At 56.2% G+C, this 14,546-nt stretch carries 12 protein-coding genes and 1 pseudogene; 7 read left to right on the top strand and 6 right to left on the bottom strand.

The window, feature by feature from the left end:
• Positions 1-12: 12 nt before the first annotated feature.
• Both sufU and CXR00_RS18315 read left to right on the top strand, forming a co-directional pair.
• Positions 13-486, top strand: coding sequence for a Fe-S cluster assembly sulfur transfer protein SufU (sufU, locus tag CXR00_RS14490; protein ID WP_104055241.1), 474 nt, complete (start codon positions 13-15; stop codon positions 484-486).
• A gap of 78 nt (positions 487-564) precedes the next feature.
• Entirely contained in the window at positions 565-702 is a 138-nt protein-coding gene (locus CXR00_RS18315) for a hypothetical protein (protein ID WP_181032576.1), read from the top strand.
• A gap of 154 nt (positions 703-856) precedes the next feature.
• On the opposite strand, the pseudogene CXR00_RS14495 reads toward CXR00_RS18315, so the two are convergent.
• Positions 857-2,067, bottom strand: a pseudogene (locus CXR00_RS14495) (IS110 family transposase).
• A gap of 412 nt (positions 2,068-2,479) precedes the next feature.
• Here CXR00_RS14495 and CXR00_RS14500 point away from each other — a divergent pair.
• Complete coding sequence (locus tag CXR00_RS14500) at positions 2,480-2,938, top strand: hypothetical protein (protein ID WP_104055242.1); 459 nt, start codon at positions 2,480-2,482, stop codon at positions 2,936-2,938.
• A 300-nt stretch (positions 2,939-3,238) separates the two neighbouring features.
• Here CXR00_RS14500 and CXR00_RS14510 read toward each other — a convergent pair whose 3' ends face one another.
• The 5 genes from CXR00_RS14510 to CXR00_RS14530 all read right to left on the bottom strand — a co-directional run bounded on the left by CXR00_RS14510 (position 3,239) and on the right by CXR00_RS14530 (position 9,583).
• Entirely contained in the window at positions 3,239-3,550 is a 312-nt protein-coding gene (locus CXR00_RS14510) for a hypothetical protein (RefSeq protein WP_104055244.1), read from the bottom strand.
• A 355-nt stretch (positions 3,551-3,905) separates the two neighbouring features.
• Entirely contained in the window at positions 3,906-4,466 is a 561-nt protein-coding gene (locus CXR00_RS14515) for a peptidase (RefSeq protein WP_104055245.1), read from the bottom strand.
• Between the two features lie 232 nt (positions 4,467-4,698).
• Positions 4,699-6,588, bottom strand: a complete 1,890-nt coding sequence (locus CXR00_RS18670) for a DUF4012 domain-containing protein (protein WP_258060495.1) — start codon at positions 6,586-6,588, stop codon at positions 4,699-4,701.
• Positions 6,589-6,627: 39 nt separating this feature from the next.
• The gene (locus CXR00_RS14525; RefSeq protein ID WP_104055246.1) at positions 6,628-8,073 is read right to left on the bottom strand and encodes a sugar transferase; all 1,446 of its coding nucleotides are present in this window, start codon (positions 8,071-8,073) and stop codon (positions 6,628-6,630) included.
• A 34-nt stretch (positions 8,074-8,107) separates the two neighbouring features.
• Positions 8,108-9,583 carry a polysaccharide biosynthesis tyrosine autokinase gene (locus CXR00_RS14530; RefSeq protein WP_104055247.1) on the bottom strand — a complete coding sequence of 492 codons (1,476 nt, stop codon included), beginning with the start codon at positions 9,581-9,583 and terminating at the stop codon, positions 8,108-8,110.
• Between the two features lie 425 nt (positions 9,584-10,008).
• Between CXR00_RS14530 and CXR00_RS18105 the strand changes: the two genes are divergently transcribed.
• The 4 genes from CXR00_RS18105 to CXR00_RS18110 are packed head-to-tail and all read left to right on the top strand — an operon-like array spanning position 10,009 to position 14,543.
• On the top strand, positions 10,009-11,139 hold the full coding sequence (locus CXR00_RS18105) for a hypothetical protein (protein ID WP_146068520.1): 1,131 nt from the start codon (positions 10,009-10,011) through the stop codon (positions 11,137-11,139).
• Positions 11,123-12,166 carry a glycosyltransferase gene (locus CXR00_RS14535; RefSeq protein ID WP_104055248.1) on the top strand — a complete coding sequence of 348 codons (1,044 nt, stop codon included), beginning with the start codon at positions 11,123-11,125 and terminating at the stop codon, positions 12,164-12,166. Before CXR00_RS18105 ends, CXR00_RS14535 begins: the two co-directional genes overlap by 17 nt.
• Before the next feature lie 42 nt (positions 12,167-12,208).
• Positions 12,209-13,300 carry a glycosyltransferase gene (locus CXR00_RS14540; RefSeq protein ID WP_258060538.1) on the top strand — a complete coding sequence of 364 codons (1,092 nt, stop codon included), beginning with the start codon at positions 12,209-12,211 and terminating at the stop codon, positions 13,298-13,300.
• A 16-nt stretch (positions 13,301-13,316) separates the two neighbouring features.
• Entirely contained in the window at positions 13,317-14,543 is a 1,227-nt protein-coding gene (locus CXR00_RS18110; RefSeq protein ID WP_146068522.1) for a hypothetical protein, read from the top strand.
• Positions 14,544-14,546 lie beyond the last annotated feature (3 nt).

Genomic DNA, 14,546 nt, shown 5'->3' on the forward strand with positions numbered 1-14,546 from the left:
GGAGTGAAGTAAATGAGCGCCGAGCTGCAGCAGCTGTACCAGCAGATCATCCTGGACCATGCCAAGGCCCGGCACGGTGCCGGGCTGGCGGAGGTGCCGGCGGGGCTGAAATCGGGGGAGAGCCACCAGCTCAATCCCACCTGCGGTGATGAGATCACGCTGCGCGCCGTGATGGGTGCAGACGCAGCGGAGAACGACGGCGGCTCCGCAGTTCAGGGCATCAGCTGGGAAGGGCAGGGGTGCTCCATTTCCATGGCGTCGGCCTCGGTCCTGACCGAACTGGCCGCCGGTATGCCCCGGGATGAAGTGATGGACCTGGTGGAGAACTTCCGCGAGGTCATGCGCTCCCGCGGTACCGTGGAGGCCGATGAAGAGGTGCTCGGCGACGCCGCCGCGTTCTCCGGCGTTTCCCGCTATCCAGCGCGGGTTAAGTGCGCCATGCTCGCCTGGGTGGCGCTGGAGGAAGCGTTGCTCGCCGCGAACTAGCGCGTAGGTAATGCCGGGGCGCAAACGAGTATCGGCCATGGTTCCGCGGAACCATGCCGCGAGCATATGTTCGAGTGTATGGACACACCTGCTCCCACTAAGGAATGGCGCCGGAAGCGCTACCGTCGTACCCGCCGCGATTGGATTACCTACCTTGGATTGGCCCTTTTGGCGCTGGTTACGGCCGTGGTCGTGGCAGCGGCTTTCGCCAGATGACAGTGAGCAACGGGCGAGCCTGGCCAAAGGAAGCTCGCCGCCGTGTTTCATCGCAGGTCACAGCGGCGCGGCCCGTAAGCTTGCGGGATGGAAATTCCACCCAGCCGGGATCTGATCTGATGGGCCTCTTCGGGGGGTGCCTCTATGGTTTTCGTCAAGCGGCGGAGGGGAGGTTCTTCGGGGCGGGATTCTCGTAACGGGTTTCATCGCGGAGCATGGCGAAGAGGACATCTGAACGACGCCGGGCCAAGGCAATGATGGCCTGGTTATGACGTTTACCTTCTGCGCGTTTGCGGTCGTAATACGCCCTGGGCGGTGGGTGATGTAGTGCGGCGAAGGCCGAGAGGAACAAAGCCCGTTTGAGTTTCTTGTTGCCCCGCCGGCTCGGATGCTCACCCCGGATGGAGGTACCGGAGCGGGGTGTGACCGGGGCGATTCCGGCGTAGGAGGCCAGATGGGCGGCTGATGCGAAGTGCTTGCCGGTGACTTCGATGAGGATTCGTGCGCAGGTCCTGACGCCGATGCGGGGCATCGAGGTCAGGACCTCGTAAAGAGGGTGGGCCTCCACAAGAGCATCGGCCTGGGTGGTAATCTCGTCGCGTTGCCGGCGCAGGGCCAGGAGCTGCTCGGCCAGTTTCGGCATCACGATTCCGGCTGCTCCGGTGCCCACCACCACGACCTTCTGCTGGTCCAGGGCGGTGAACACGGCCTTGGTCAGGCGTTCGGCAGCCCGAGGTGCGTGCTTCTTTAACCGTGCTTTCACGTGTCCGCGGCCTGCGGTTCTCAACGCTTGCGGGGTCGGATAGCGGGTGAGCAGGTCAGCCACGGCCGGATGGTCCAGATGTGGTCCCAGCGCCCGCTCCAATGCGGGATGGATCTGGGTGAGCAGCCCGCGGATACGGTTCGAGGTCGCGGTGATTTGTCCGGCGAGATCATCATCGAATCCGCAGAGCACTCCGAGTTCGGTCAGGGTTTCATCGTCCAGTTCCACCGAGGGCAGCGTATGCGGCATGGATCGGGCGGCTTCGGCGATGATTGCCGCGTTCCGGGCGTCGGTTTTGGCTTGGCCCGGGTGCAGGTCAGCGATGCGGCGCATGGCTAGGCCCGGCAGGTAGCCCACTGCTGCTCCGGCGGATTGGGCGACTGCGACGGGCAGGGCGCCGATGGTCGCGGGCTGGTCCACGACGACTAGGACTTTCCCGTGGCCGGTGAGCTTGTGAGGACGTCGCGGATCTTGGGTTCGTCCTGCGGCAGGGCTTTGTCGTAGAGCTTCTTACCGGCCCGGTTCAGGGCCACGGCGTGGTGGCCGGTCTTGCCGACGTCCAGGCCAAGGAAAACGTCGATGCTCTCTTGCTCCAAGATCATGATTACCCCCGGTGGCTCGTGCTGAGACTGACGCGTTGACTGGTCAGGGGCGGCAGACAGTCGCATCCACGTTACGAAGGACCCGTTGTCGTGCCTCTATCAGCGATCAACCTGCCGCCAAGCCGGTTCCGGTGGCAACACCCCCCCCCGGATCATGGGTGACTGGGGGCAAAGACCATGCCGGAACCGACCGCCCAACACACCCATATCCTGCATCAGGAATGGGCTACGAAAAAGGTACCGGGCAAACGCGCGGCCAAAGCCAAAGCCGCCGCTGAAGTGGATTCCTGAGTTGCGGGCGCAACCGCCGCTTTGCCCAGTGCTCGGGTTTCGGGGGACAACTGGACGGGCCCTTTTTCATGCGCTGACTGACAGCCAATACCTACACAGTGCTCTGGGCAGCCGCTCCCACTTGTCCACCGTCCTGCGCCGACTGTCGCCGCAGATCGATGCGCTGGGGCAAAACGACACCCTGAACCTGCAGGTCGCCGAGTCGGACGCACCGGGTGCAGTGCATTCCCGCCTGACGGTCTCCGGGGAGAAGCGGGACCGGGAATGGCTGCAGTTTCTGGCGCGCGCCCACGATGCCCTGGCCACCCGCATGCCGGACCAGTCCGTCCTGCTGGGCGGGCTCAACGGCCGGTGCACCGTGCTGGAAGTGGCCCGGGAGGATGCCCTGCCCACCGCCCGGCTGCTGATTTCCTGGTGGGAGGAGCAGCAGATGGCCGAGACAGGGCACGCGCCGCTGTCCGGACTGTCGCTGGAGATCGGCGCGGTCTGCGACAACCCGGAAATCACCTACACCGTGGATCCGTCGGGTGCGTTCGACGTCGACGGCGTGGAACTGGAACAGCCCGCGGAGCCGCCGTAGGCAGCTGATAAACGGGAACAGATCCGGCTGGCGGTCACTGCTTGGAACGGAAGCCTGGAAGATTTGGACACCGCGGCCAGTCTGGACCTGCGCCCCGGCTATGCGGTCGAGATCCAGTCGCTGGCACCAGGATTCGAGCCGCGGCTCCTGGTCCTGGAACGGGACGCCGGTACGTGGAACAAAGAGGAAACCGGGCGAATTGGGGAAGCTATCAGATCCGGTAACCCGGCATCGGCGCTTTGTACCCCGTAAAGCTGGAGCCGGCGAGGGTGCCGGCCGAACGGTTCCCTCTGGAAGGGGTTAGGCAGCCTGCGTGACGTCGTCGGCGGAGACCGAGCCAGCGTTCGTCAAGATGGCAGGCTGTGCTGCGGTGTCGAGCCGTGAATTGTTGAGCGTAGGTTCAGCGGGCCGGTTTTTGCGGCGGGCCACCCGGACGGTCACCATGCCGCTGACCAGACCCGCCAGACCGACGGCGGCCCAAATGATCATGCCGGTGCTGGCGAAAACCCCGATAAAAGGAAGTGCAGAGACTGATGCTGCTGAAAGCAAGAATTCCCCCAGGAATTGTGAGTAAAACGAGACCGCATCGCCCAGATTGTCGGCGTGCGTCATGATAATAGCAGAAGTTATACGCTTGGTCCTTCAGATATAAACCTCGGTAACTACTGGTTTCAGCTCGCCGGCCTAGTCATGGCCTCACGCTATGGATACAGTCCACCCGAAATGGACACAGTCCACCCGAAGAGGGTACGGCGCCGTAGACCCACGTAGACCCACACCTCTCAAAAAGAAGGACCTGTTTGCCGTTGTAGCAATGCCTGCTGTGATAACGGCAGCGGTCGTCATAGCTGCGCTCGGTCGTTGACGCTTTGCCACTGCGGAGCGAAAACAAAGTAGGAGGGGTGGAACCTGAAGGTTCCACCCCTCCTACCGGAGAAATCGATATTGCTAGCAAAAAGACTAGCGTTTAGGCATTCTTGCGGCGCGCAACGGCAACGGATGCAACTCCGGCGCCGAGTGCCAGAACGCCCGCCGCTCCCCAGAGCAGCATTGCAGAGTCAGCTCCGGTATCAGCAAGGTCGCTATCTTCTGAACCGTCATTGGTGCCGGCGCCGTCAGCGAAGGCCGGATCGACCGAAACGACTACAGTGACAGTGCGTCCTGACTCCAGGCCGGTGGCGGTCAGCGTGTAGGTGCCTGCCTCGCCCAGCGTGATATTCGTGCTGAAGTTGCCGCTGGCGTCAGCATTCGTGGTGAAGCTGTTCACTACTTCCGCCAAGACAATTACTCCGTTGAGACCGGTGCCCGGAACTACAACCGGGTCATTGGAGTAATCAACCGTCACGCTGATGGCTTCGCCCGGGGTGAAACCGGATCCGCTGAACGTCACAGTGGCCCCGGGTGCAACCGTGGCATCGCTGACGCCGCCGGGGACGGGTGCCGGGTAGCTTTCGACGGCATTGGCGGCGCCGGCGCCAAAGAAGGCCAGCGACCCGGCCAAAACAAGAGCGGATGCGGTTTTTTTCATATGAGACTCCCCATGCAATTGATAAAAAGACTGACTAAGTATGGATGGTCTGGTTCCCGATGTGCCGTGGAACCTGCCAAAGTTTTCAAACCCTAAATCGTCCGGCGCCCTCCCCAGCTCCACCGGACGCAAAACGCCCCACTCCTCCTGATGACTGGAAACTCTCCTTACGGTAACAGGAAGCAGAGCCAGTTCCAAGCCGCGTATGATACGTAATCCAGTGGTTACACCCTTAGCCGCATGCGACTCTCTCGGACGGCAGGATTGTCTCTTCGGGTGATTCAAGCGTTGGCGTCACTTGGAGTTTCGGCTCCGAATCTTGGACAACATGAGAAAAAACTATATCCAGCTCCTTTGATTCCCTCGGGCCTAACTCGATTGTCACAATTCCAACCGGTCGTTGACCATGCTTTCCAGATCCGATAGGTACGGAACTGCCGTCCAGGGTAGCTGTCTGCACGAACGACTGTGCAGGACCGTAGAAAACATAGTTGGTTCGGATGCGACCCGGGTCGACACCAAATAAACCTCCGCCGGTTACGTAGGAGGGCAACGTGGTCGCGGCATCAAGAGGTGCAGTGTTGGTCACTCTTGTGCGCACTGTGTAGCTGCCGTAGCCGGCGGGAGACTGGCACCTCTGCAAGAGCTGAACCGTGCGGGTGGCGTAGTAGTCCATTTTGGCACCGGTTCCGTCATTGTAGTAGACGCCGAAGGTCGCACCCCCTGATTTAGGACCTTGAACAGAACCCGCCAAAGCCGTGGACATAATCGTCTTCTGCTCTGCTGGCCGACTGGACCACACATACAGTCGATTTTCGCGAGCGCTGGTGAGGAGGGCTTCCAGCACAGGTCGGCTGTCACCATCACCGTTCGTGAAGGCAGTGAAAACGCTATTGGCAACCGCAGCAAAGTAGGCATCTTGGGCAAGTGGTTCCCTAACCTCACGGTAGACGTCCGAAAGAAGCGTCGCGACAACATTATCTTTTGTCAATAAGGAAGGAAGTGAGCTTTCTTCGATGAGTCGGAGAACATCTGGGTCTGTGACGTCTACCGGTCCTGTGGCCTCCAAAAGGTACCCAAGCACAACGGCGTCAAGTGCGAGCACGCCGTCTATTGTTTGACCGGCATGTCGTTCCTCCCACATGCCTTTCGCCGTCGCGGCGGCCGTGGGGAAGTCAGGTGTGAGGTTCACGTTTTGCATTTGAGTTCCAAGGCGACTTGTGTAGAGCGCTTCCTGCTCGGGCTCCACATCAATGGATGGAGTGAAAGCTCCAAGTCCACTTGCGCTGCTTTGTTCACCTAAAGTGATCAATCCGTTATCTACATTTAAGATGGCCAATGCTCCGGGGATGCCGCCAGTGGCCCTCGTCTCTGCACTGTTCTGGATCAGAACCAGATAAGTCCTAGGTTCGTCAGTTCCGAGCATCGATGGCAAGAGCTGGGCGGCTGAGGAAGCCGTTGCTAGGACAGTGCTGGCTTCCTCGAGTTGTTGCGTGGCAGAGCGAATCGGATCAGCCACCTGTGGCAACAGCGTGGAAAGGTCAACGGAGGTGAGCCGCTCATGCGAAATCCTTACCGTGTTTCTGGCGGTCGAAAGAGCTGGTGCTGCTTCTCGCAATTGGGTGACGTTAATGCTGCCATCGACTGGGGAGAGCGCCTGCCAATCCAAAGAATTGTATTCGTTGAGCAACGGACCCACAGCACTTGAAACTACGTCGTCGGCGGAGACTGCAACTTTCGTTACTGCACGAAAGTTGGAACCCAGGAAGGGGACAATGGAAGCGGCCCTCCAGAGGGGACCTGTTGCGGTGACCTTTGCTGCTGCAGTCTCCCCACGCATCACTTCGAAAGTTGCGCGTGACTGCTCGACCTTCCGACCCTCCAGCTGCGATTGGAGTTGCGGCACGAGTTGAACCGTTTGCTCCAGTTTGCTCCGAACAGAAGCTACCTGGAGCCCCAACAGACCGCCACAGATAACAGTCAGAGCCATGAGGACTGAGAAGCCGATGCCCACCCTGACGAGTACCCTGCGTTGTTGGCTTCGAGGAACCTGGATTTCCGCGTATGGCACTTTGGAAGGAGGAATATGATCGGATGCACCGGCGTCATTGATAGCGGTCATGGTTCAGCCTTTGCGAGCAGGGAAAATCAGGATCTTGGTTCAGAATGCGCCTTGACGGGCGAGAACAGCACGGAACGTTTTGAGCAGAATGGCGACGTCGCCGGCTAAAGACCAGTTCTCTACGTAATAGAGGTCCAGACGTACGGTGTCATCCCAAGACAGCAGAGACCGGCCGCTGACCTGCCAGAGACCGGTGAGCCCGGGGCGCACCATCAGGCGTCGGTGAACGTGGCTCTGATACAGCTCCACCTCAGATGGTAGAGGAGGCCGTGGCCCTACAAGACTCATGGAGCCATTGAGAACGTTGAACAGCTGTGGCAGTTCATCCAGGCTGTAGCGGCGCAGGAAACCGCCAGCTTTGGTGATCCTCGGGTCAGCCTTCAGCTTGAACAAAACTCCATTGCCTTCGCTCTGGTCTCGTAGCAAGTCAAGCCGTGCCTCAGCGTCTACCACCATCGAGCGGAACTTGTACATCCGGAAGTGCTGACCGCCGGCTCCGACGCGTTCCTGTTTGAAGAGAACAGGTCCTGGCGAATCCAACCGAACGACGACAGCGACGATCATTAGAACGGGAGACAGAAATGCTATGAGCAGCGATGCCCCAACGAGGTCGAAGAGTCTCTTAAGCAGGCGCCGGCCAAGACCGAGATTTGGTGTAGAAACATGGATAAGGGGTAAGCCAGCAACCGGTTGGGTGTGAATCCGGGGACCCGCGATGTCGGTCAAGGCTGGAGCCATAATCATCTTCACGTTCATCTCAGCCAGAGCCCAGCCCAACTCCCGCACAACTTGAGGGGGCAGAGGAACCCCGGTGGAGAGTGCTACTGCATCTGGGCGGGTCCTACGGATGGCTGCAACAATAGACTCGGCCGACGGGTTCTGCCCGAGCACCGGAAGGTTCAGACCTGGCTCTAGGAAGGTGGAGGCTGGAGCTCCAGGCAAATAGGTAGCTAGCGGAAGGTAGCCAGCCATAGGCTGGCTACGGAGGGCCCTGGCGAGATGCGCTACTCCCTGTTCACCTCCAATGAGGAGGACCGTGGAGACGCTTTTACCAACCCTTCGCTGACCTCGCAGATAACTGCGGATCAACATCCGAGCCGTTAGAAGCGAGACGACGCCAGCGGGTAGTGCGAGACCAACGTAGCCTCGAGCCGTGTCCAACTGGAACAGATAGGAGATCGTTGCGATTAGGCCGAAAAGCCAGAAAGACGCACTGAGAACACGTTTATACTCCTCAGTCCCATAACCCATGATGGTGGTATCGCGGCTGCCCCATAAACCGAGCATGACCCACCATACGATTGAAAGAACTACCGTAACCAAGATGTAGTGCTGACTGTCGACTCTAATGAGTTCATGTCCACTATTATTGCCGAATCTGAGAATCAACGCTCCCGACATGGCCCACAATACTACGATGGCATCGACTAGTTCTTGAATATGTCTATGTTGAAGACGCCATGCAGTCCCTGAAGATTCCCTCATAGTTCAGCGAATGTCTTCCAAATAGCTTGCGGCATTAGGGTTGGCTGCCAATGATGGTGTCATAGTCCGATTCTGCTTTTGCTGAACGTCGAGCAGTTCGCATATGGCTGCCGGTTATTGATTTGGCCGTCCGCTCTGACGGACGCTTCGCGATGGTGTTTGAATTGTAGCTGTAATGGCTGTAGGCGTAGGCATCTGGGCCCTTTGTGGGAAGCAGATTAAGTACGACTCCGAGCAGATTCGCTTCTACCAAGCCCAAAGATGCAATTGACTTTTCTAGGTCCTGGGTCTTTATCTTCCCAGCTCCAACAACCAAAACTACTCCACCGACCTTCTGAGCAAGTACAGCGGCGTCGGTTACGGGGAGAAGAGGGGGAGCATCAATTATCACGGCATCAAAAGTATTTTCCAACTCTAGGATCAAGCGGGACATCGCTTCAGACGCGAGTAGCTCACTCGGGTTCGGAGGGATTCGCCCCGATGTAAGTACAAAGAGTTCATCTTCCCCCCAAGGCTGGAGTAGATCGACCACCCTTGCATCCCCGATCAGAGCTGTCGTTAGTCCAGCCATGCCCTCGAGCCCTAGATAACTCGCAACCATGGGACGCCGAAGATCCGCTTCAACAAGAACAACGCGTTGCCCCGCTTGTGCCATGGCCATCGCAAGGTTGGTGGCTGTTGTACTTTTCCCTTCTCCGGGAAGCGAGGAGGTCACAAGTACGGTCTTGGATTTACTACTGATATTTGCGAACTGAAAATTAGTACGGATCTGTCGAAAAGATTCTGCCCGGGGGCTTTGGGGAGCCGTTTGCGTTAGGAGCGGTTTCTTGGCGGCATGTGGATCGTAAGCGATGCCGCCAAGCACTGGTGCTTTGGAATACTCAACGAAATCAGCTTCACCGCGGATTTTGGTATCGAGTGCTTCTCGAAGCACTGCAAAAACGATTCCTCCAATAAGTCCGCCCAGCAGACCTATCAACAAGTTGAGTTCTATGTTAGGCGAAACAGGGGATGTCGGCGCAACCGCCGGCGTCACCATCGACAATTTGATAGGGGAAGGAGCACCCGAATCTGGCCGTTCCAGATCACCAACAACCGTTATTAGGCTGTCAGCGACGGCTTGTGCGACAGCTGCAGCTTGAACCGGTGAAGAATTAACGGCAGCAATAGTAATCAGCACGGTGTTCAGGTCGGCCCCAGCACTCACGCTAGAAGCCAGCTCCGCTGGGGTTTCCTGCAAACCGAGGCTGTCTATAACGGGTTGGAGTACCAAAGGGGTCCTCGCCGTCTCCACGTACGACAAGACACGCGCTTGAGTGAAACTGTTACCTTGCTGAAGTTCAGCTACGCTTCCTGCACTCTGGATTGCTACGAAGAGCTGCGTCTGAGCTGAGTAGGTTGGCTTAGCCAGCATGGAAAACGCAGCTGCGGCCAGCAGGCCGAGCAGGGTGCAGGCGGTAATTACTACCCAGTTCCGCCGGAGCACCCGCCCGTATTCCTTCAAATTCAAGTTCCTACCCTTCGTCGCAGCAGAGCATCGATTCCGCGTGGACCTAAATCGCTGCAACTACTTAGTGTTGGCTGTACAACTATAGCCACATCGCTTGCATCGCCTGAATTCTGGGGGGCAGCGCCACTTGCCGCTGAGGGCTTCCGACGGGTACGAGGAGCCAGGAAACTGGAGCGATTATCAAACTAGGTGCGCAGTTACCCGAGGTGAGCCCTGCGCTGGCCCCTGAAGAGTGCGACACGATGATGAACAGCTCTAACGCTGCTACGAGCCGCTGGAGGGCAATGTGGTCTAGGGACGTTTCGCCAATGTATTTGCGGGTCCGATTCTCGTTTATATAGCGGGCGGAAGTAACGATAGACTGAGCGCCGAAGAACCCCGGGGAGCAAAGCGCTTCAAGGTGGGCACGTGTGATTGGAGTGCGGGTGGGAAGTCCGGAGAGTGGTGCTCGCCAGCGCACACCCGTAATAAGGCAGCAGCTCATGATGCAGGACTGTTGCCTGTTAATCGCGATAGCTGCTGGAATGGTTCTTGTAATTTTCCGGACCGAAATTCTGCCAGAGCGATTCACGGGAGACGAAGGGACGATTCAGGAGCTCGCTCAAGGTCTATGGTCTTCCGACGGTGACAGTTCATACACACAAGTATCAACAATTTACCGAACATTGGGAATGGCTGACAGCCCCCTATCTGCTGGGCTCTTCGGCTTTATTGTCTCCTGCATCCCCTACATCCTAGTAAGTTTGAGGTATAGGGCGAACGGAAGTAACGCCTATATAATTATGACAATGGTCGCTGGCATATTGCTTAGTTCAGTTTATATGGGCAGCTATTCCAAGGAGGTCTTCATTGTACCCGTTGTTATCGCTGTCATCCTTATTCGCACAGGTCTTTCCGGATCACTTGCAATATGCGCACTCATAGCTTTATATGCAGGAAACTTTCGTAGTTATTGGTTCCTGGTTCTTATACTATTCGCAGCCTTCTCGATACTGATCCCACTAGGCCTCTCCGCTTGGCGGATGGTCTGTCTCGGGGCTGCTACCACTCTTGTTGGGTCATTTGTCTTTAGTCTCGTCATGGGCGTGCCATCGGACCACTTTCGGCTGGCGGTTAATGTTCAAAGAGCTGCGCTTGGAGACGTAAATACTATAATTCCGCCCTTCGTCGAACTGGGGACCTTCCTGGATGGTCCGATTAATAATACTTTGAGTTTTATATTCCTGCAGTTTCCTCTGCCACTTCTAGCTAAGGCTTCACCCTACTATCTAATACTATTTGCTGTATTTACGTTTCTTTGGATAAGGGTGTTCAAATGCGCCGGACAAATACCATATATCCCACAAGAAGAGTTCAAAAGACACTTTAATCGGCTTATGCTTATCATCCTATCATTCGCTGTTACACAGGCGTTTTTTGAGCCTGATTATGGTTCAGCCCTGAAGCATTTGACCCCGTTTCTGCCATTGTTCTTTATGATGCAACTGGGTGCACTTTATGCGCATTCCGAGAACTTAAGCAAGAAAGGAATTAAAACTGTTGAGTTCAATCGTTAGGGTGCTCCACGTCGTGGAGAGCTTCGGTGGGGGTGTCGCAACTGCTCTAGCTCAGTATGCGACCGCGACACCAACAATCGAGCACCACCTTTTGAAAGCGGAACGCGAAGGCGACTACATAGACGGCGGTGAGCTGAAGGTGTTCGCGTCGGTCAGCGTCCTCCCACGAAACCCACTAGTTGCACGTCGAATCATCCGAGGAAAAGTAAAGAGCCTGGATCCCTCGGTTGTTCACGCCCATTCAAGTTTCGCGGGTGCCTACGTTCGCTCGTCAGTTAGAGCGACGAAGAACATGAAAATTATTTACACCCCGCACGGTTATTCCTTCGAACGGGGCGACATATCTTTCGCCGCTCGTTCTATATATCGTGCCATCGAGACCGTCTTAGCACGCAACACAACGGCGTATGCTGCCTGCTCACCTAGAGAAGTTGAACTCAGCAGATTCAAGGGCTACAAAGGCCAAGTCACATATGTTCCCAACGTTGTTGCGGCGTTGGAGGCAACAAATAGCAGTGTTCCGGTGGGACCGCTATCAGTAGTCAGCGTCGGGCGACTGACGCCGGCAAGAGATCCTTTCTTTTTTGTGAAAATGGTTGAGCGCGTGCAAGCCATTGACCCAGAGGTCAGGTTCGCATGGGTCGGCGGTGGCGACGCCGTCTATGTCCGTGCACTCGAACTTGCGGGCGTTCACGTTACGGGGTGGCTAGCTAGAGACGAGGCAAGGGCTATCCTTCAACAGGCAAATGTGCATACGCACACGGCCTCATGGGACGGATTTCCGATGGTCTTGCTGGAAGCGAACACCTGTAGAATCCCCAGCTTGGTGCGGAACATCGCCCCTTTCTCATCTGTTCCAGTCACTTTACGCAGCAGCACACCCGAAGAGATGGCACATCAGGTCCTGGCTTTGCGAGATAAAGGTCAACGAGAATCCTCAGTTCACTTGTGGGACGAATACTTAGCAGAGAACACGGTAGACGTACAGTACGAACGTCTTATGTCCATGTACGCTCCGACCTCTTAGGAGAAAAAAATCCGTATCCTTCATGTAATTAATAGCCTCGAAATCGGCGGTGCTGAAACCCTTCTAAGAGGATTACTACGCGAGTGGAAAGACGATGAACATCATGTGCTCGTGCTCGAGGACCGGGGCGTTTTCTCTGATGCGGTTGAAGAAGTAGCGAGCAGCGTTACACACCTTGGGTGCAAAAAGTCCATCAAGTCCTTGGGTAAAATGCTACGCGGACTGCGAGCAACAGTACGACGGCTCCGCCCTGATGCCGTGCACTCACACTTGGTGCAATCAGACCTGGTGTCACTGTTGTGTCCTATGCCAGGCGTAAGACGTTACACATCAATTCATATTTCAAGTATGGGCCCTCTAGACCCATTGAAGAGCCGGATAGTAGCTAAGATCGTTGCATTGCTCTCGAAAAAATTTACCGGCGCTATCGCCACGAGTGATAGGTCTATTGATTACATGGAGAGCGTGGGCTACCGATGTAAGGCAGTCGTAATAAACAACGGAACACCGCGCGTTGACCCGATTGATTACAAGCCGGCCCAATGCACATTTCTCTCTCTGGCTCGTTTTCACGGTGTCAAAGGCCATGCAGTCCTGGTAGCTGCCTTTGCAAGACATGTTCAGCGACACCCTTCCTCACGCTTGATTTGCGCAGGTGCGGGGGTCACGCTTGAGAATCCCGAGTTCGTGGCGTCAGTTGGAAAATCTTCACAAGAGCTGAGTGATGCGGGTAAGGCTAGCTTCTTAGGCCCAGAAACTGATATCCGCTCGCTGTTCTCTCGGGCGAGTGCACTAGTTATTTCTAGCGTCGGAACGGAAACATTTCCTATGGTGGGTTCCGAAGCGTGCATGCACGGTGTCCCCGTTATTACGACAGACGTAGGTGGTGCTAAAGCCTTCGCCATGGACGAACGGTGGGTTGTGCAGCCTGGTTCAGTCGCATTGCTGGAAAACGCTATGAATAACTTTGCAGAAGTCAGCGTTCAGGAGCGTGCAGAACTGTCCGAGAAGAGTCGTAGGCGCGCGCTAAGCGACTTCGATCTTTCTGAGGTAGCTGCAAAATATGAGGCGCTTTACCTGGAATTTCCCACTGGCCGTGTTGACTACTCCGGAATCGGACATGAACGGAATTAGTTCTGACAGGCCCTCGATGAGTAGCAAGGCTTGGTATCTCGCGCCTACCGTGTTGAACGGAGTCGTCTCAATCGCTTCAGTCCCACTATTGATACTTTTTATGGGGTCTCAGGGCTGGGCAGAGATTGCTTTGGGTCAGGCGATAGGACTTTTCGGTTCTGTTCTCGTGGGTCTGGGATGGCCAGTAGTCGGGCCTGCTCTAATGGCGAATTGCACTCCTGATGAACAGTATAGACAGTATGTCCTCTCCTTGTGGGCACGCGTGGGCGTTGCCCTAATATTTTCCGGAGCGGTTGTCTCCGTCTTCATTTTCATACCCTCAGAAAGCACACTTCTTCTGTGGACCGCCATAGCAAGTTCGCTTTTGGGCTGCGCTTCGAGTTGGTATTTTCTTGGTATCGATGATCCACGGGGACTATTTTGGCAGGACGCTTTTGCCCGGGCTTTGGGGACCTCATTAGGTATTGTTGCCGTAGGCTTTACAGGAGTGGGTGAGTTGTTTGCTCTAGGCTTATTCCTCGGCCTAGTATTGTCGATGGTTCTGACACTGACAAAGGTAAGATCTCGACGGACTTCTTCGCTTCCTGCTATAAGAGCAGGAGAGGTTATACGATCAATTCGAGTTCAAGGGAAAGGGCTTGGCGCCAACATCCTGTTTGTTGCGCTATCCTCTGTTGCTCTGCCGCTTATGGCGCTGATCGGGGGTCCAATCTTTGTCGCCTTTGCTGTGCTGGACAAGGTTCAAAAACAACTGACTACGGTCGCATTACCTCTAACTCAGTTGATTACCGGGAAGATGGCCGGCGATTTAGGACGTGGTGGGGAGCCCGTCGTTACCGCGCAAAGAACCTTTCGAAGCATCATCGTGTCGGGGGCTGCGTTAGCTTGTTTTATGATCCCACTGGGTCCGTTGGCAGTAGAAATGATGTCGGCCGGCACAACAGACGTCACACTTTCTCAGATGTTTGCACTAGCTTTAGTTGTGGGTTTAGCGTTCGTAGCTCAGTGTCTCCCCATAGCCGTTCTCGCCCCCATAAATAGTTTGAACTTATCTCTCGTGGGTATGTCTGCTGCGCTCATTGTGGGTATTCCCATCTTGTTGTTTGCCGGTCAGGAACTGGGAATGACTGCAGTTCTGTTATGCCTATGCTTTATGTACTCGCTTTCCATACTCTTCGGCGGCTTTGGTCTGTATCGTGCCAGTAGGCAGCAGAGACGGGCCGCGAATCTTGTTGGACTCTAGGAA

Origin of the sequence: Arthrobacter sp. 9E16 (assembly GCF_002929435.1) — a bacterium.
GTDB lineage: Bacteria > Actinomycetota > Actinomycetes > Actinomycetales > Micrococcaceae > Arthrobacter_B > Arthrobacter_B sunyaminii.